This is a genomic window from Bilifractor sp. LCP21S3_F8 (genome assembly GCF_052117805.1).
Classification (GTDB): domain Bacteria; phylum Bacillota; class Clostridia; order Lachnospirales; family Lachnospiraceae; genus Bilifractor.
The window spans coordinates 116,022-134,809 of sequence record NZ_JBQKIK010000001.1 but is presented as its reverse complement, the minus strand read 5'-3'; the positions used below and the strand labels follow the sequence as shown (position 1 = coordinate 134,809).

Annotated in this window: 13 protein-coding genes and 5 tRNA genes; 2 read left to right on the top strand and 16 right to left on the bottom strand. The window is 51.1% G+C overall.

Translation table 11 applies throughout. The features are described from left to right. The first annotated feature begins 445 nt into the window (after positions 1–445). Positions 446–1,480, top strand: a complete 1,035-nt coding sequence (locus tag ACTQ3A_RS00595; RefSeq protein WP_441100983.1) for a 3-deoxy-7-phosphoheptulonate synthase — start codon at positions 446–448, stop codon at positions 1,478–1,480. Between the two features lie 285 nt (positions 1,481–1,765). Here ACTQ3A_RS00595 and ACTQ3A_RS00590 read toward each other — a convergent pair whose 3' ends face one another. From ACTQ3A_RS00590 to ACTQ3A_RS00540, 11 genes are all read right to left on the bottom strand, one after another. Continuing rightward, the gene (locus ACTQ3A_RS00590; protein WP_441100984.1) at positions 1,766–2,623 is read right to left on the bottom strand and encodes a tyrosine recombinase; all 858 of its coding nucleotides are present in this window, start codon (positions 2,621–2,623) and stop codon (positions 1,766–1,768) included. A 338-nt stretch (positions 2,624–2,961) separates the two neighbouring features. Next, positions 2,962–3,360 carry a hypothetical protein gene (locus ACTQ3A_RS00585; RefSeq protein WP_441100985.1) on the bottom strand — a complete coding sequence of 133 codons (399 nt, stop codon included), beginning with the start codon at positions 3,358–3,360 and terminating at the stop codon, positions 2,962–2,964. Between the two features lie 295 nt (positions 3,361–3,655). Continuing rightward, a complete protein-coding gene (locus ACTQ3A_RS00580) occupies positions 3,656–5,380 on the bottom strand; it encodes an acyl-CoA dehydratase activase (RefSeq protein ID WP_441495212.1) in 1,725 nt (574 codons plus the stop codon). Positions 5,381–5,461: 81 nt separating this feature from the next. Continuing rightward, entirely contained in the window at positions 5,462–6,751 is a 1,290-nt protein-coding gene (locus ACTQ3A_RS00575; RefSeq protein WP_441100987.1) for a 2-hydroxyacyl-CoA dehydratase subunit D, read from the bottom strand. A gap of 148 nt (positions 6,752–6,899) precedes the next feature. Further along, a complete protein-coding gene (locus tag ACTQ3A_RS00570; protein WP_441495211.1) occupies positions 6,900–8,063 on the bottom strand; it encodes a pectin acetylesterase-family hydrolase in 1,164 nt (387 codons plus the stop codon). Between the two features lie 600 nt (positions 8,064–8,663). After that, a tRNA-Val gene (locus ACTQ3A_RS00565) sits at positions 8,664–8,736 on the bottom strand. A gap of 47 nt (positions 8,737–8,783) precedes the next feature. Further along, positions 8,784–8,857 (bottom strand) — tRNA-Asp (locus ACTQ3A_RS00560). A 54-nt stretch (positions 8,858–8,911) separates the two neighbouring features. Continuing rightward, positions 8,912–8,985 (bottom strand) — tRNA-Ile (locus ACTQ3A_RS00555). Positions 8,986–8,989: 4 nt separating this feature from the next. After that, positions 8,990–9,062, bottom strand: a tRNA-Thr gene (locus ACTQ3A_RS00550). Between the two features lie 26 nt (positions 9,063–9,088). Beyond that, positions 9,089–9,160 (bottom strand) — tRNA-Glu (locus ACTQ3A_RS00545). 234 nt (positions 9,161–9,394) lie between these two features. Beyond that, a complete protein-coding gene (locus tag ACTQ3A_RS00540) occupies positions 9,395–10,582 on the bottom strand; it encodes a cation diffusion facilitator family transporter (RefSeq protein WP_441494216.1) in 1,188 nt (395 codons plus the stop codon). A gap of 363 nt (positions 10,583–10,945) precedes the next feature. Between ACTQ3A_RS00540 and ACTQ3A_RS00535 the strand changes: the two genes are divergently transcribed. Beyond that, positions 10,946–12,403 carry a nicotinate phosphoribosyltransferase gene (locus ACTQ3A_RS00535; RefSeq protein ID WP_441494217.1) on the top strand — a complete coding sequence of 486 codons (1,458 nt, stop codon included), beginning with the start codon at positions 10,946–10,948 and terminating at the stop codon, positions 12,401–12,403. Positions 12,404–12,621: 218 nt separating this feature from the next. Here the strand turns inward: ACTQ3A_RS00535 and ACTQ3A_RS00530 are convergent, their stop codons facing one another. The 5 genes from ACTQ3A_RS00530 to aroE form a co-directional block, all read right to left on the bottom strand. Beyond that, on the bottom strand, positions 12,622–14,244 hold the full coding sequence (locus tag ACTQ3A_RS00530) for a Na+/H+ antiporter NhaC family protein (RefSeq protein ID WP_441494218.1): 1,623 nt from the start codon (positions 14,242–14,244) through the stop codon (positions 12,622–12,624). A 24-nt stretch (positions 14,245–14,268) separates the two neighbouring features. After that, positions 14,269–15,618, bottom strand: coding sequence for a serine/threonine transporter SstT (gene sstT, locus ACTQ3A_RS00525; protein ID WP_441494258.1), 1,350 nt, complete (start codon positions 15,616–15,618; stop codon positions 14,269–14,271). Between the two features lie 222 nt (positions 15,619–15,840). Then, positions 15,841–16,974 carry a DUF362 domain-containing protein gene (locus tag ACTQ3A_RS00520; protein ID WP_441494219.1) on the bottom strand — a complete coding sequence of 378 codons (1,134 nt, stop codon included), beginning with the start codon at positions 16,972–16,974 and terminating at the stop codon, positions 15,841–15,843. Between the two features lie 65 nt (positions 16,975–17,039). After that, positions 17,040–17,570, bottom strand: coding sequence for a shikimate kinase (locus tag ACTQ3A_RS00515; RefSeq protein WP_441494220.1), 531 nt, complete (start codon positions 17,568–17,570; stop codon positions 17,040–17,042). Positions 17,571–17,747: 177 nt separating this feature from the next. Beyond that, positions 17,748–18,620: a shikimate dehydrogenase gene (aroE, locus tag ACTQ3A_RS00510; protein ID WP_441494221.1), complete on the bottom strand. Its 873-nt coding sequence runs from the start codon at positions 18,618–18,620 to the stop codon at positions 17,748–17,750. Positions 18,621–18,788 lie beyond the last annotated feature (168 nt).

Genomic DNA, 18,788 nt, shown 5'->3' with positions numbered 1-18,788 from the left:
CCTGTCTGATACTATTTTCATATACAGGCCCATGCCCCGCAGGCTGGGCTCCGCGAATATAAAAGCCTACTAAAACACTACAGTTTTTTGTCCTTAGAATAGCATTGCCTGCGCCCTGCGTCAAGCCGCGGATCATTCCTCGGCAACATCCCTGAGCATTCCCCTGTAGCAGCCCAGCCGCTGAGCATTCCCCTGTAACAGCATCGGCAACAGCACCGCGCTGCAGACTCCTCCGTATCAGCAGCAGTGAATCATATTCTCCCGCATGAAAAGCAATGGTTCAGATTTGTTCGACATCACAGCCGGCTTGGTGTATTATGTTTTTGTTTTAAGTTGCTTCTCATGGATAATTTCTATTTTCTTTTATAGATAATTTCTGTGAGGCCAGTTTTTTATGCTGGTTTTCATTGTAACGGCAGCTCTCTGCCGGCGAAAGGAAGACACTATGAGCTTTACATTTATGGAAAACCTTCCCACTCCAGAGGAACTTAAGGAACGGGTTCCGGTATCTGCGAATCTGAAGAAGATCAAGGCAGCCCGGGACGACGAAATCCGCAGAATTTTCACCGGCGAATCCGATAAATTTCTCCTGATCATCGGTCCCTGCTCTGCAGACAGCGAAGATTCTGTTCTGGAATATACCGAGCGCCTGGCAAAGATTCAGGACAAGGTTGCAGACCGTCTGCTTCTGATCCCCAGAATCTACACCAATAAACCCAGAACCACCGGCATGGGTTATAAAGGCATCATGCACCAGCCGGATCCGGAGGGCAAACCGGATCTTGAAGCCGGTCTGATCGCTGTCCGCAACATTCACATCCACTCCATGGAGCAGACCGGTCTGACTGCTGCCGATGAAATGCTCTACCCCGCGAACTGGTCCTACGTGGATGATATTCTCTCGTATGTCGCAATCGGCGCAAGGTCCGTAGAAAACCAGCAGCATCGTCTGACAGCCTCCGGCATTGAAATCCCCGTCGGAATGAAGAACCCTACCAGCGGCGACATGTCCGTCATGATCAACTCCTGCATCGCGGCACAGCACGGACATACCTTTATCTTCAGAAACTCCGAATGCAAGACGGACGGCAATCCCCTGGCGCACTGTGTTCTCCGCGGCGCGACAAATAAACACGGTGAGTCCGTTCCGAATTATCATTTCGAGGACCTTGAACTTCTTCTCAGACTCTATAATGAAACGACTCTGGCGAACCCCGCGGTGATCGTAGACACGAACCACTCAAATTCCGGTAAAAAATACGACCAGCAGCCCAGAATCACAAGGGAGGTTCTGAACAGCAGAAAGTATGATCCACGTGTGCGCGAGCTGGTGAAGGGCCTGATGATCGAAAGCTATCTCGAACCCGGATGTCAGCCAATCGGAACAGATAAACACGTCTACGGAAAATCGATCACCGATCCCTGCCTCGGCTGGGACGAAACCGAAAGACTGATTTACGAAGTCGCAGCTTTATGCTGAATATGCCTCGCGCAGATATGACGGAATCCCGGTGAGAAAGCGGCATTCCTGGTTCTGTCCGGAGGGATGTCTTATGCCCGGAGGGCGGAAGCTTCTGCCCCGCCCCGATACGCAGAATCTCCTGTGCCTGATGGACGGGCTCTTCTGCTCCCGATACACAGAATCTCCTGTGCCTCCGGAAGTTTTTTACAGGGAACAGGGAGGAAGGAACTGCCTCGGCAGTTCCTTCCTCCCTGTTCCCCTTCAAGAATTTCACGTATCGATTTGAAAATTAACCGGCATACTCTAGCCGATGATTCTGGAATAGATCTGTGTCGTTGAAATATCGGCATGTCCGAGCATCTGCTGGACCCTTTTCAGGTCCGTTCCCTTCTGGAGCTGGTGCGCCGCAAAGGAATGACGCATCGTATGCGGTGTGATATCCTTTTCAATTCCCGCCCCCGACGCATAGCTCTTCAAAACCTTCCAGAATCCCTGCCGGCTCATCGGCGTGCCGGAGCAATTGCAGAACAGGTACTCGCTTTCCTTTCCTTTCAGCAGCTCCATACGGGCGGAATCCAGATACTCCTCGACAATAATCCTCGTTCCCTGCTCCAGCGGTATTCTTCTCTCTCTGTCATGATCACTGCATGTGAGATAACCGAATTCCAGGTCCACATCCCCCATCTTCAGGTGAACCAGCTCGCTCACACGCATCCCGGTCGTATAAAGAAGCTGAAGCATAGCCCTGTCGCGCATTCCTTTCGCCGTTCTGCGGTCCGGAAGCGCAAGCAGCCGGTCAACCTCATCAACAGTCAGTATCTCCGGCGCCTTCTTCTCCACCTTCGGCGGTTTCAGATTCTCCGTCGGATCCTTCTGGATTCTCCGGCTGCGCACCAGGTACTGAAAAAAGGAGCGAAGCGAAGCAATGCTTCGCGATACGGTGGCGGCTGATTTATGATTTTCCTCCAGATAGAGCAGGTACGAATGCAGATTCACCTCCGTTACCAGACAGAAATCACAGATCTCGTTTTCCGAGAAATAATCCGCCGCTTTCTTCAAGTCTCTTTCGTAAGAGATCTCTGTATTATAGGAGGTCTCTCTCTCATTGTGCAGATACGAAATATATTCCTCTATCGCACTTTCCTGAATTGCATTTATCATAATACTTCAACCTTCTGTTTTAAAATATTATAAAAGCAATTCACCCTTCAAAATAAATCAATTATACGCAAAAATTATTTTAAATGCAAACACGGAAAACCGCTGAAACAGGCACAAACACAGCTTTTCCCGTGCCTTCGCACCAGATGTACGCACGCCGTTTCGTTATGTCTACCATATCTTGTGCCACATTATTTTTTCACAAAAATTTTATTATTTTCTTGTGCGAAAACTACATAGCACATCCGACGCGGACTTCCTCTCCCATATGATTTGTCGAAACATCTGTTCTTATACTCGCCGGCCTCAGTATGCCCGCCGTCGCTCCGCACGTGCCCTTATTCTGTACGATTTTTATCCGACTGCTCTGATTCAGCGTCTTTCTGTTCCACCCGCTCTGATTCACCATGCTCCGGCATTGCTGCGTCCGCTTCGATCCGCTCCGGATCTTTCTTCGCGGTTACAGATTCCGACTTCTCTATATTGCGGTCATTTTCCTCCGTCCCGGATCCACCGTCTGATTTTCCCGCCTCCTTTAACAGGCTTTTCACCGACCAAAGTCCGATCCAGATTCCGACAGCAATAAACACGATTCCGAAGATCACAAAAAGGATCTGGCGGCCTTCGGTCGCTCCCTTCATCACATCACTGATTACCTTTACACCGAGATAGATCAGGTACGCGGCAGCCGCGATCCGTATCCCGTCCTTAAATTTCGAGCCCCTGCTCATATCCATGGATAAACACCTCCGATTAATTCTAAATCATTTTATGCTGCATCGCTATTGCAATGCATGGTAAGCCGCCATGCTCCGCGGGATGGGCGCAAACGGTATAAGCCGCGCGTCACTTCGCCGCTTCGACACTTCAACACCTCAACACTTCGCCGCTTCGCTGCTTCGCTGCTTCTAAGCTTATATCCCTGCTGTTAATATTGTAAAACGTTTCGTTCCTTTTTGCCACCTTTAAAAAAAATACCTCGCAGATCACCAGAGCTGCGCGTGTATCTGATATTCTCCCATAGTTGCAGAATTATTCTGCCGCAATCAGGGCGGCACCAATGGCTCCGCAGAGCTGCGCATATTCCGATACGCGGATTTTCTCATCGATCCGCCCGCTCAGAGCCTCTACAATTCCCCGGTTTCGCGCAACGCCTCCCGTCATCATGTACGCGCCTTCCCCGTGCACGCGTTTTACAAGGCCGGCGGTCCGGTTCGCCACCGAGACATTCAGCCCGTGAATGATGTCAGCGGTTGCTGTATTGCGGGCGATCAGCGATACTACCTCGGATTCGGCAAACACGGTGCACATACTGGAAATCTGTGTTTCATTCTTCCACTTCAATCCGATTCTGCTCATGTCCTCCATGGAAAGCTCCATGGTTTTTGCCATCATCTCCAGAAATCTCCCGGTTCCCGCAGCACATTTATCATTCATCACAAAGCTTTGAACCGTTCCGTTTTCGTCGATCCGGATGACCTTGGAATCCTGCCCGCCGATATCGATAACCGTGCGGACCTCCGGATCCAGATAATGCGCGCCCCTGGCATGGCAGGTGATTTCTGTGACGGAAGCGTCACCGATTCCGATAGTCTCCCTTCCGTATCCTGTAGAGACGATGCCGCGCAGATCCTCCCGGCTCAGATGCGCCTTCCGAAGAGCCTCGTCCAGTGCCTTCTTTGCTCCGGATGAAGCGCCTGCCCCGGTGCTCACAATCGCCCACCCCGCGATCTTTCCGTTCTGGTCCAGTATAACGGCGTCCGTGCTGGACGAGCCGCTGTCCACTCCCGCCGTATAATTTCCCGTACCGCTCATACTCTTCCTCTCTGTCTTCAGATGAAGGCTCTCTGCAAAAGCTTCAAGCCTGGTAGAAATCTGTCCGCTGTTCTGCCCGGTTCCGTCAGTCTCGATCTTCAGGATCGGTTTCTCCGAATTCTTCTTAAGTGCGGCATATTCAAAGCCGTAATAATCACAGAACTTCATGGTGTGATACACAATGCCAAGCGAATTTCTGCCGAGTTCCCCTCGCGATTTCACATCTGCCATCCTCATGCAGGGCATCTGATGGAGAAGCGCATGTGCGTACGCGCGGATCAGGATATTCTCCACGCCGGTCTCCGACTCTGTCCCGTTCTGTTTTTCCCTTCGGCAGGCCGCGAAAATTTCCTCAGGAAGCTCTACATTCCGGTTTCCGGTGCAGGTGTCGTCACGAACGGAAATCCCCGTTACTCTTCGGATCATCTCGGGGAACTCCTCCCGGCTGTGCGCTCCCTGCAGGCTGATGTATGCCTGTTCAGATTCGACATGCTCCTGACTGTTCTTTCTCTGAGACTCTGTCTTTACCGTCCCGCACATGCCGCATCCGGCAGCAGAGGGCCACTGCGAAAGCACTGCCGCTGCGTCAAATTGCCTTCCGCTGTACGCCGCGTATGCGGATATCAGGCCGCGGATCTGCCCTTCCATATATCTTTCTTCCGCCGCACCGGTCTTGTGCGGAAGATCGAGAAGATATAAAAACCTCTGTTTTCCCTGCCGCTTTAAAATGTCATAGATTCTCTTCACCACGTCGCAGCAGCTGACCAGCACAAGCTCCTGAACCTCCGGATTCTGAGCGGCCTCCAGGATTCCTTTTCCGTAGCCGCACATATTCGGGTGGCCGAGGCTCTCGGCAGCTTCAAAAGAATCCCCCATCGGGGCAAGTCTCTGCGTCTGCTCGCCAAACCCCGCGAAAATCTCAAGCGGGGTGTATTTACACATGTAATATATCATCTGACCGTCCTGTTATCTGAATTTCTGCCTTATCTTTCATCCGACTGTCCTGTCATCCGAATTTCTGCCCTATCTTCCATCTGTCCTTCCAGCTTTTCTGGCTTCCAGCATCTCTATAAATGCCTGCATCCGCGTCGCAATCTGTCCGTTGCTCGAATTACCGGAATCGCATCCGTCACCGTCCAGAATCAGGGTCGGATACCCGTTTTCCTCCAGAATTGCCCTGGCATTCTGCGCTGCTGCCTGCGTCTGCTTGCAGCCCCAGTGACAGAAATACACGACGCCGTCCGCGTCCAGCTTCCGGCACATACCGAGACTTCTTCGGATTCTCCGGTCCGATGGTCCGTTAAACGAATCATAAACCAGCCGTTTCGCCATACTTTCAAACGGTTTCTCCGGATCCACCTCGCAATACTCGTCGTAGTTCATATCACATGCCACGACCTGACACCGGTCGCTGAAATTCAGCATTTCGCGGAGCGGCTTCTGATAAAAGGGAATGGTATGCATCCACAGAATGCGGATTCCCCTTGACGGCTCCGCCTTCTTCAGATCCCGAAGAAGCGAATCCGCAAACCGCTCGACCTCCGGCATCCCGAGCAGAACATGATTTCCGAATACCTCATACAGCTCATCCGTGATGTCATTCGACAGATAGCGGTCATGTTTCAGCGTCTGACAGGCGGCAAGCTTCTTCATGGTCCTTCCTCCTGCCGCGACTCTTCGTTTCAGTTCTTCCATGTCAAGAGGCTTCTTCTGATCCTCCTCGAGAAACTTCGCGAATTCACGCAGCTGGTCCGCCGTGTACCGGACAGACTCCTCCGAGCACTCATATGGCACATCAATGTAGAAATGCGGCACATGGTAATGCTCCGCTGCCATGCGGAATGTCAGATTGTTGGCATCGCAGGCGAGAGAGGTGTTGACGATGAACCGCGGCCTTCGGATTACCTCCGACAGAATACCTCCCAGCAGAATCTTGTGATAGGAGCAGAATGTCTCCGGCACGCCCTCCTCACCTGCATAGTCAATAAATCCTCGTTCCGCGTCCGCGCCTGTAATATAACAGGACATCGCCTCTGCAACCATAGGATAGATTCCGTAGGTCTGCAGAAGTTCGCAGGGGGTAAAAATACTGACCAGCCCTGTTTTTTCCGGATGTACCAGAGGATGAATCACCGCATTCATCGATGTAACCGCCATGTCGTTTCTTGCCGGGCTGAGTTCTTTCGGCGGAAACTTCTTCAGTTGAACTCTTTTCGCATAATATGCGGCAAGGAGCAGCCTCCTTGCCGCATTGGGATGATCGGGAATCTGTGCGTCCACAAGATTGCCGAACTTCTGAATCATGTCTGCCATTACATTTCCTTCCTGTTTCCTCTGAGATCACTCGAATGTCCCGGGTTCTGAAAAAAACCTGTCACTGGCTGCGTACTCTTCTGTTCCACTTGAAACAGCTTCTGTACGTCGGGTTCATCCAATCTTGTCCTTCGGGTTCATCCGCCCCTCACAGTTCCTCCATAAAGTCTGACCCTGTATCTTCGCCGCTCATCAGATCCATATTGCAGTCGTAAACCATACCGTTCACCGCGTCCCCGAGCCATTTTGCCATGGTCTTCCCCGATTTCGTCAGAAAATAGAACCTCTTGTGCCGGACCGTAGTGTGAACGGTACCCCCGAGGAACCATCTCAGATTCCGGAAATTGTATATAAACATCCCGAATTTCGGTGTAATCTCCTTAAGCGAGCGGATCATCCGCTGCATCTCGCGGTAATACTCCTCCTGTACTTCCGCATTGGTTCCGTACTGATGAGTCAGCACGTCATTCAGGTAGGAGCTGAGCAGATAATCTCTCGGCGACCCGGCATACAGGTAACGGATCCGGTCGCCCCAGATCCGATACAGCTGCCGGTACCAGTCCACCGTGATATTGCCGGAGCCAAGCGGCTCCCAGTACACCGGATCCGTCTTCCAAACCTCCTTTGCTGTCTGCCTCCATTTTTTATAATTCAGCTGGCCGCTGTCCGAAAATACTGTCACATCTTTGCATTCCGGGTAAAAATCCTCGAGGATCGGTGTTGTGACGGCGGGAACCGCAAAGGCGCCTGCGCTGTCCCCTGCAATCAGAAGCTTGTCCGGCCTTGGAAAAAAAGCGGTCCCCGCTTTCATGCCTTCCGTGAAGTTCTCGTATCCATGGAAATGGAGGATCTGCTCTGTTCCGTCCTCTGCGATATAATGAAAATCGTTTTTCCCGACGTGAAAATCGCCGGTCGCGTATGTGATGACAATGAAATTCCAGTCGTTGAAGGGATTGTGCTGGTTACCGATTTCCGTGATTCCCGTATTGATGTTCATGATCTGTGTGAATGGCCGCAGATTGTTCCAGTAGTAATTTGGAAGCCCGGCTGCCACTTTCCCGCCCGTAACGGGACGCGCCGCAGTATATTCATTCCACGCGACTCCTCCGCCCGACAGAAAGACGCAGGTACAGTTGACCCTGCCCTTCTTGATATAGATATGGTACTCGGAGCCATCTCCGGATTTTCCACGGGGTATCGGGATCCGGTACCAGACATCCGTCTCCGGTTCCCCTTCGAGCACCGGAGATTCAAACCGCTTCTCGATCTCCGCGCCGATAACATTTTCCGCAAGGTCCCCGAGCCGTCCCATCGCACTCCGGCCCCGTTCTTTCTGTTCACCGTGATGTTCGTCCGGCTTCCCAGGTGCTGAAATTTTCTCACCGAACGCTGTCTCGTATTCGTTTATCCATGATCTTTTCTTCTTTCCGCTCATCCCACTAAATACCCATGCCCGCTCCGCCGTTCTGAAAACATACCCGGGAAGCGGCTTTCTGCCTGAAGATCTTATCGATATCGCTATCATATCATTTCTGACCGTCCGCGCACAAGACGAAAGCGCCACATACTATCTAAGTCCCTGCGTCACTTGTTGCTGTTCACCAAACTACGTTCAGCAAGGATTTTACAGTCCTGTTACCCTTCGCAGCTTCCGTGCTGCGAATGTTCTTGCCCTCTTGTGAACCAGCTCCCTGCGGACCAGGGACATTGCGGCTGGACTGATACACGAACATTGCGGTTCGACTGATACACGAGCATTGCGGTTGGACTTATAGACAACGAGATAAAACACGCTGCGCGAGTTTTATCTCGCTATCGCGACGCTCGCCGCACACGAATACTTCGCATTCAGCTGCGGCTCACTGTTCACGTAAAAAAAGCACAGGCCGAAGCCCGTGCGTACAAAAAAATATGGGACCTACAGGGCTCGAACCTGTGACCCTCTGCTTGTAAGGCAGATGCTCTCCCAGCTGAGCTAAGATCCCATACACATATGAACTCCGAATCTGCCGTGAAGCAGTTCAGAATGAAGCGACCCGGATCGGGATCGAACCGACGACCTCCGCCGTGACAGGGCGGCGCTCTAACCAGCTGAGCCACCGGGCCACAAACTATTTTCTTATAATCAGGTAAGCAGTGAACACAAGGCTGTGTTTAAAATGGACCTTCAGGGACTCGAACCCGGGACCGATCGGTTATGAGCCGACTGCTCTAACCAACTGAGCTAAAGGTCCATAGAGCCGATGATCGGACTCGAACCGATAACCTGCTGATTACAAATCAGCTGCTCTGCCAATTGAGCCACATCGGCATAAGTCTTACCCGATTCATAAGAAGTGACCCGGACGAGAATTGAACTCGTGTTACCGCCGTGAAAGGGCGATGTCTTAACCTCTTGACCACCGGGCCTTATGTTATGCGTGCTTTACGGCACGCATGAAATATTAACATATTCTAAAGGCAAAGGCAAGGACTTTTTTAAAAATTTCCTGTTTTTTTCGACGGTTTTTTCAACCATATCCCGACTGTTCACGAAAGCAGCCTTGAGACAAACCCCGGCAATCATTTACAACCGATTTTGGTAATTATTTTCCATCAGCAACAGCACCGATGACAGTGCCCGGATCGCCATGTTCTCTCAAGTCACGGCTGTGCGACCTCTTCCAGAATGCCTCTGTCAATCACAATCGTGCATTCATAATCCGGATTGATCTCCTTCATGAGACTGACGACCTGTCTTGCAACCTTGTGCTCCTGTTCCTGGGAATACGAGTAAGGTACAACCAGATCAAAGGAAATCATGGCTTTTTCGCCCTCAAAATTCACCCTGAAATCGTGAAATTTGAGCTCTTCATCCAGGATGTTCAGAACCCGGGTCACCTCATTCCGGATCTTCAACACTCTACTGTCACTGAGTTCCACCGGGTCGACATGGACGACGAGCACAACCCCGAGCTGATCCAGCACCTTCTTCTCGGCCTGGTCCGCGATATTGTGTCCCTCCTCCAGGGTGTGCTTCACAGACACTTCCACATGTATGGTCGCAATATAGCGGTTTGGTCCGTAGCTGTGTATGATCAGATCGTGCGCGCCCGCCACTCCGTCCACACTTTCGACTATTTTCCCGATCTTATCTGCGAGCTCCGGATCCATGGCTTCTCCGAGAAGAGGTTTCACAGTATCCCGTACGATCCCGACGCCCGCGTAGATGACTACAAAGGATACAATGAGTCCCGCAATACCGTCGATGTTGATATCGAAGAGAAAATACACGCCGATGGACACCAATGTCAGTGTCGTGGTGATCGCGTCGAACAGAGAATCCATCGCCGTCGCGTTCATTACCTCCGATCCGATTCTCCGGCCGATTTTACGGTTAAAAAAGTACATCCACAGCTTCACAGCCACAGATATCACAAGGAATACAATTGCCGCTGCGGAAAAGTTCAGTGCCTCAGGATTCTTGATTTTTTCAACGGAGCTTTTCAGAAATTCCATACCAACCGCTACAATCAAAATTGATATGAGCAGTGCGGCGATGTACTCCATTCTTCCGTGTCCGAACGGGTGATCCTTGTCGGAGGGTTTTCCCGCCATCCGCATCGCGACAAGACTGATCACGGAGGAAACCGCATCCGACAGGTTATTGAAAGCGTCTGCGATAACCGCCATCGACATCATGAAGAGTCCGACGCTCAGCTTTACCGCAAACAGAAAAAAATTGCAGATAATTCCCGTAATACCCGCGAGGGTCCCGTAAGCCGTACGCACCCTGGTGTCATCTGTGTTCTGATAATTCTTTACAAATTTCCGGATCAGAAATTCCATCATCCTGCCCCCTCTGCCCGCGCATATGCATGTTAGCGGTGCTTCGATTCTACTCTGTCAGAGCATACCGTGTCAATCTGTCATTATAATTCTGTCTTTTCCTGTGGAACACCCGGTTGCCGCGCTCCGGAAGCGCATGTGGCCCGTGCCGGCTGTGATGTGCAATTTTTATGCCAGAATGCGCGCCGCAGCATAACCGGAATTCAGCACTGGCGCCGCTTTCGCCGGTTGTATTTTGCTTTCCGGAGTGTTATACTTTTTGCAACTTACATCTGACAGAACATCTTTGTTTTTAGATATATATATAAAACCGGACTTCGTCAGATTCTGGTCATTACATCAACAGAATAAGCGGAGGTTTGAATAATGGCAGATAATCGAAATTTGACGATGATGACTGATCTCTATGAACTGACCATGATGCAAGGTTATTTCAAGAATCCAACCGATCAGATCGTCGTCTTTGATGCTTTTTACCGCAACAATCCATGCAACGGAGGCTATGCCATAGCCTGCGGCCTGGAGCAGGTAATCGACTACATACGCAATCTTCATTTTTCTCCGGAGGATATCGAATACCTGAGAGGTCTCGGTCTGTTCGATGACGATTTTCTGGAGTATCTGAGAGGCTTCCATTTTACCGGGGATATCTACGCAATTCCGGAGGGAACGGTTGTCTTCCCGCGAGAGCCGCTCGTCAAGGTCGTTGCGCCATTGATGGAGGCCCAGTTTATTGAACCTGCACTTCTGAACATTATCAACCATCAGTCTCTGATCGCCACAAAGGCGTCCCGGGTCGTTGACGCCGCAAAGGGCGACGGAATCATGGAATTTGGTCTCAGACGCGCCCAGGGTCCGGACGCCGGCATCTGGGGCGCCCGCGCCGCTGTGATCGGCGGATGTATCGGCACCTCAAATGTCCTGACCGGTGAACTCTTCGACGTGCCGGTGAAGGGAACGCATGCCCACAGCTGGATTATGAGTTTCCCGGATGAGCTGACCGCTTTCCGTACTTATGCCAGACTGTATCCTTCTGCCTGCATCCTTCTGGTTGATACCTATGACGTACTGAAATCCGGCGTACCAAACGCAATCCAGGTATTCCGGGAGATGCGCGACGCAGGTATTCCGATGAAGGGATACGGCATCCGGATCGATTCCGGAGACCTCGCATACCTCTCCAAGAAGGCATATGAAATGCTTGACAAGGCCGGCTTCGGAGACGCGATTATCTCCGCGTCCAGCGACCTTGATGAATATCTGATCACGTCTCTTAAGCAGCAGGGTGCCCGGATCAATTCCTGGGGTGTCGGCACCAACCTCATCACTTCCAACGGCTGGTCTGCTTTCGGCGGCGTATACAAAATGGCTGCCATCAAGAACAGAAATGACAAAGATTTTGTACCAAAGATCAAGCTCTCCGAGAATGTCGAGAAGATCACGAATCCGGGCAACAAGACCATCTTCCGGTTCTATGACAAGCAAACCGGAAAAATCCGCGCGGATCTCATCGCCCTCGCCGATGAGAAGTTTGATCCCGAAAAGGACATCACGATCTTCGACCCGAACGCAACGTGGAAGAAGACAACGCTCAAAGGCGGAACCTACCGGATCCGCGAACTGCTGATTCCGATCTTCCGAAACGGGCTTTGCAGCTACGTTTCTCCCTCCACAATGGAGATACAAAAGATCTGTACAGATGAGAAAAACACGCTCTGGGACGAGACAAAGCGGCTCACGAATCCGCAGGAGGTCTATGTAGACCTCTCGGACAGCCTGTACGAGATGAAGCAGAAGCTTTTTCACGAAATGAGCAGAAAATAACGCATATCTGCCTGATTTCGTATGCTCTGACTAAGGTGCAATATACCTTTACGCGGACATTTGCTATGTCAAAAAATCATCTGCCGGCTCACCGTTTCGCAGGAAAAGTATCTGCACGGGCCCATCAGGCTACACCTATGTTAAAGGGGCTGCCGCACGGATCACTTCGTGCGGCAGCCCCTAACTTTCTGCTATTCACAGAGTTATGTACCCTTCGGTCACCTTTCTACAAATCCCCTCTTCTTCTCCTGCTGTTTCAGAAAAAGGATCACAGCAATCAGAATTACAATTCCACACGGAAGCGAGATCCATGCCGATTTTGTAAATCCGGCAATAATATATGTCACAAATGAAATCGCCGCGCATGTCATAGCATATGGCAGCTGTGTCATCACATGATTCAGATGGTTTGACTGCGCTCCTGCCGAGGACATGATCGTCGTGTCCGAAATCGGCGAGCAATGATCGCCGCACACAGCTCCTGCCATGCAGGCGGACATCGCAATGATCATCATTCTGTAATCCGATCCCTCAAATACATTTACCACAATCGGAATCAGAATACCAAAGGTTCCCCAGGAGGTTCCGGTTGCAAAGGACAGGAACACCGCAATCAGGAAAATGATACACGGCAGCCAGTTCATGAAGCCTTCCGCGGAATTCTTCACGATGGCAGCGACAAATTCCTTCGCGCCAAGGCTGTCTGTCATCGCCTTCAGACTCCATGCAAAGGTAAGAATCAGGATCGGAGAGATCATCGCCTTGAAGCCCTCCGGTATGCAATCCATGCACTCCTTAAAGGACAGGACTCTTCTTACAAGATAGAGAATCAGTGTAATCACCAGTCCGACAAAGGAGCCGAGCACCAGGCCTACCGATGCGTCACTGCCCGCAAAGGCATCAATAAAATTCTTGCCGCTGAAAAAACCGCCGGTGTAGATCATGCCGATAACACAGCAGATCACCAGTGCGACAACCGGGATGATCAGGTCAAACACGGTTCCGCGAGAGCTGATCTTCTGACTTTCCGAATCCGCGTACGGACGATCCGGCGTTGTGTACAGATCATTGTTCTCAATCGCATTCTTCTCGTGTATGGCCATCAGACCATAGTCCGTTTTAGTTACGGTAAGCGTAATCATCATGGCAATCGTCAGCAGCGCATAAAAATTGTACGGAATCGTCTGTACAAACAGAGAAATGCCGTTCTTTCCCTCCACGAAGCCGGAAACCGCTGCTGCCCAGGATGAAATCGGAGCGATGATGCAGACCGGAGCGGCAGTCGCATCGATCAGATAGGCCAGCTTCGCTCTGGATACGTGATGCTTATCTGTGACCGGCCTCATAACCGATCCCACCGTCAGACAGTTGAAGTAGTCATCAATAAAGATCAGACAACCCAGGAGAATCGTAGCCAGCTGTGCTCCTACTCTCGTCCGGATGTGTTTTCCCGCCCATTCTCCGAAGGCTGCCGATCCTCCGGCGCGGTTCATGAGCGCCACAAGGATACCAAGCATCACAAGGAATACCAGGATTCCGACGTTGTAGGAATCAGCGAGAACGGTAATGATTCCGTCCTGAAACACATGATTCAGTGTGCCCTGAAAAGAGAACCCGGAAAAGAGCAGGCCGCCCGCAAGGATTCCGAAAAACAGGGAGCTGTACACTTCCTTTGTGATCAGTGCCAGAACAATCGCGATGACCGGCGGGAGCAGAGCCCACGCCGTCTCCTTTACGGAATCCGCGGTTGTCGTAACTGCGGCGACAACCAGCAGAACAATCATTGCCGCAATAATCATACACCAGATCATTTTCCTGGTTTTTGAAGGTTTCTTGTCCATTTTCATCCCCCTCAGACTTGTCTGTTATTTATATTCTCCCTCGGCATTTTCCGAGATCGTCTGCTCCCTCATGGCTTCCTTGGTGTCGCCCTGGAAATCCCTGGAGATTCCCATTTTCTTCCGTTCCTTCTCTGTGTACATGAATCCCGGAAGTCTTCTGCCCTCTTTTAGCCACACTCTGTATTCCGCAATGGCGGCAAACACAACATCTCCGGACGAATTCAGCATTGTCTCAACCGAATCCTGTACGACTCCGATGATGAATCCTACAGCAACCACCTGCATGGCAATATCATTGGAAATTCCAAACAGTGAGCAGGCCATCGGTATCAGCAGCAGAGACCCGCCGGCTACGCCGGAGGCACCGCAGGCCGCAAAGGTGGAGAGTACACTGAGAATCAAAGCGGTCGGTATGTCAACAGCTATCCCCATCGTATGTGCGCAGGCAAGTGTCATCACAGATATGGTGATCGCCGCACCGTCCATATTGATGGTCGCCCCAAGCGGTATGGACACCGAATACATATCCTCATCCAGACCGAGACGTTTGCAAAGCGACATATTGATCGGAATATTTGCCGCGGAGCTCCTGGTGAAGAACGCAGTAATGCCACTCTCCCTGATACACTTCCAGATCAGCGGATACGGATTTCTGTGCAGATGAATCCAGGCAACAATTCCATTGACAAGCAGAGATTCGAATGCCATACATCCTACAAGCAACAGCAGCAGTTTTCCGTACGTCGTGAAGATGGAAAGGCCGTTCTCATGCACCGTGGTGAACACCAGACCCATAATTCCGAACGGAGCGAAGTTGATGATCCAGCGCACCACCTGCGACACTGCCTCGGATACATTTGACATGAATTTTTTGGAGGTATCAGAAGCAAATTGCTTCATCGCAGCTCCAAACAGAGCAGCCCAGAACAGAACGCCGATATAATTCGCATTTACCAGTGCGTCGACCGGATTCGATACGACATTCATCAGCAGGTTTTTCATGACCTCTCCAATTCCCTGCGGAACGGTATCAGCCTGTGCCGCTTCCACACCGGTCAGTACCAGAGTCTGCGGAAAGGCGAAACTGGCGGCTACTGCCACAAAGGCAGCCAGGAAGGTTGTCAGCATATACAGAAACAGTACGTTGCCGAACCTTTTGTCCAGCTTGCCGGATCCCTGCGCAAGAGCTCCGCTGACCAGAACAAAAACCAGAACCGGGGCTATCGCTTTCAGTGCGCCGACGAAGAGATTTCCCAGAATCTCAAGCCAGTTCCAGCCGGGAAGCAGAAAAGCGAGAGCAATACCAATGATGATTCCGCACAAAATCCGCAGAATCAGGCTGGTATCGTTATACTTCTTCGCAGCCCTCTTCAGAAAATTCAAAAAAGCCATACAATGTTCCTCCTCATTTTACGGAGCTGGCAGAAGCACAGCCTCACCCGTGTATTAACCTTGCATCATTTTACCACAGTGAAGCGCTGAAAAAAATACCTTTTATCATAGAACCTTAAAGTACTTTTATTGTTTTTTAACGCACCATTGCCGTTTTATTGTATTGCAACGCGCCGTTGGCGTTTTTTATTGTATGGAAACGCATCATTGACATTCGATATATTGTTTCAGTTCCCGGTAGATTTTTTCCTCATCGGGAGGGCATCCCATTACACAATAATCGAAGCCCCTGGTGCACTTTCCGATTCCAAGTTTTCCTTTTTTTCCCTGCTGACCCTGACCTATGGCAATCTTATCCTTCAACTGATCCAGTAGACCTTCCTCCTTCAGACGAATCAGCGCCGGCACCAGGCTCCCATAGCAGGCGCTGCAGGAATCCACCTCATCCACAGCATAGGCGACCTCAAGAACCCGGTTCTGCTCCGTTCTTGCCTCTTCCTCTCCGTCTTCTTCCGGCCGACTGATCCTGAAGGCGCCGTCTGCACCCTGGATTGTCACGATCTGCGCATGGGCAAGATCCGTGCTGCCGATTCCCAGCCGTCCGGCTTCGATCACATAGGGGACCTCCTCCGGACGCAAGCCGAGCAGATAGCAGGCATAGCAATCGGTCAGCACAGGATCCGCGGATGCCATGATGCAGTTCTTCACAAGCGGATTCCCACCCTCCTCAAAATCAGGGTCGCCGCAGATATGATCAATCACAATAAAATCCTGGTGAATGCCTCCGGACAGATGAGCGATCGGGTCATGAAGTCCCATTTTATGAAAGCGCCGCTTCTCCGAATTCGGGAGAAGGCCTTTCAGATTCTTCAGCGCACACGTCATCTTCGTCTGACAATGCCCCTTCAGGACCGGAACATTGATCAGAAAATCATACGCATCCACGACATCCGTGACATGGAGCTGCATACCGCAGCAGTCAATGACATGTGATTTCAGTTTCTGCGTATCAATAAAGGGCACACCATACACCTCCGATAGCGATCGGTAACCGCAGTATTCATATGCCTCTGAAGTGCGGTCACCCACCCAGGATCCCTCCGCAATCATCAGGTTTTCAAATCCGTTTTCCTGCAGGTACTCGATGATTCCCGCCACGATTTCCGGATGCGTTGTCGCTCCGAAATCCGCGGGAGAGGGGCATACCAGGTTCGGCTTGATGCAGATCCTGCGTTTCCGGTCACGGATCCGTCCCGCGAGATCCGTACTTTTCAGAAGCCGGACCGTCATCTCCTTATACGCTGTTCCGTATATTTTCCAGATCTGATTGTCCTTCATAAATGAAATCCTTTCCTTTGCCGCAGGCGGAAGCCCACTGCCTTCAGGTTGTGGATACCTGACTCTCACCTGACCTCTTTCTCCAATTGGCGAATCATAGCCTCGCAGATCTCGGATGCGCTCCGTCCGTCCGTCGCGATGCGGATATCCGCCGCCGCCTCATACTTCGGCCGGCGCTTCTCCATCAGCTCAGCGATGTATTCTACATCTTTATGGTTCTCAAGCAGCGGACGGTCATGGCTGTCCTTCACACGCTCGAGGATTGTCTCCGGTTTCGCATCAAGAAGCACAACCCTCCCGTTTTTCTTCATGGCAGATACATTTTCCTCCCGCATCGGAACGCCTCCTCCACAGGACACAACTGTATTGCTCTGATTCTTCATCCCGACCAGCAGAGAGGTCTCAAGCTTCCGGAAATACTCTTCTCCATGCGTCTGAAAGATTTCCGGGATGCTCATGCCCTCCTGTTCCGCAATCATACGGTCAATCTCGATCACCTTCATCCCGTAGGCCTGATGAAGATATTTCGCGACGGTTGACTTCCCGGCGCCCATAAAACCGATCAGGAAAATGTTGTAATCAAATAATTGTTTCATATCCGAGTCCTCTATCTGTCTTATTCGTGTGATTCCTGCGCAGTTACGTGTTCGTGCGTGGTCATGTGATTCATGCGCACTTATGGGTTCGTGCGCGGTCATGTGATTCATACGCACTTACGTGTTCGTGCGCGGTCATGTAGTTCGCGCGCGGTCCTCTTCAATATCTCGGGGACCTTAGTCAGAAAAATACCGTTCCTTCACTTCCTCTACCGGCATATCTTCTCCCGTATACAGCTTGAATGCCGCCACGCCCTGCCAGAGCAGCATGCCCTTCCCGTTTATGGTCTGAAGACCGTGTTCTCTCGCCTCCCGCAGGAGTTTTGTCTCCTCCGGATTATAAACGGTGTCGGCAACTACAAGCCCTTCATGGAAGGCAGAAAGATCCTTGACGACACTCTGGTCATCGAGCGGCTTCATCCCGACAATCGTCGCGTTAACCATGATATCGCTGTCCTGAATCTCTTGTGTCATCTTCGCCACGTCCGCAAGATCATAGACGTTGATTTCACAGGTCGGAACCTCCGCCCTGATTCTGGCGGCCATATCCACCGTTCTCTGGAAGAAGTTATCCTTGATGTTAAATATAGAAATCTTCTTCGCGCCATCGAGTGCCAGCTGCACCTGGATCGCGGTAGCAGCTCCGCCTCCTCCGGCTATGGTCACCTTTTTTCCCTTTACCTCAACGCCATGATCCCGGAGATTATCAACGAATCCGACGCCATCGGTCATATGACCGATCAGTTTTCCGTCCTCGTTGACAATTGTGTTCACTGCTCCGATAATACGGGCAGCCGGCGAAAGCTCATCCATGCACTTTGCCGCCGCAATCTTGTCCGGCATGGTTACGTTCATGCCGCGCATGTGGAAGAGCCGCATGGCATCGATCGCCTGCGGCACATCCTCCTCCTTCACGTCAAAGGCTGTATAGACATAGTTCAGTCCAAGTCTTTGAAAACTGTAGTTGTACATGGCAGGTGAACCGGAATGGCCGACCGGAGAGCCGATCAGAGCAAGCAGCGTCGTATGACCATCAATCTTATAATCCATGATATATTCCTCCTGAGGTTGTAAAATATTCTGTCGATATATTCTCCAGGTAAATAAATTTGTTTTATTATAACTTTGCTCCAACACCGGCGCAAGATAGATTGTTCATATCGATTCTCCCGACTACCAGACACCCGGATGCTCTGTATCTGCTGTTTGACCGCTGCA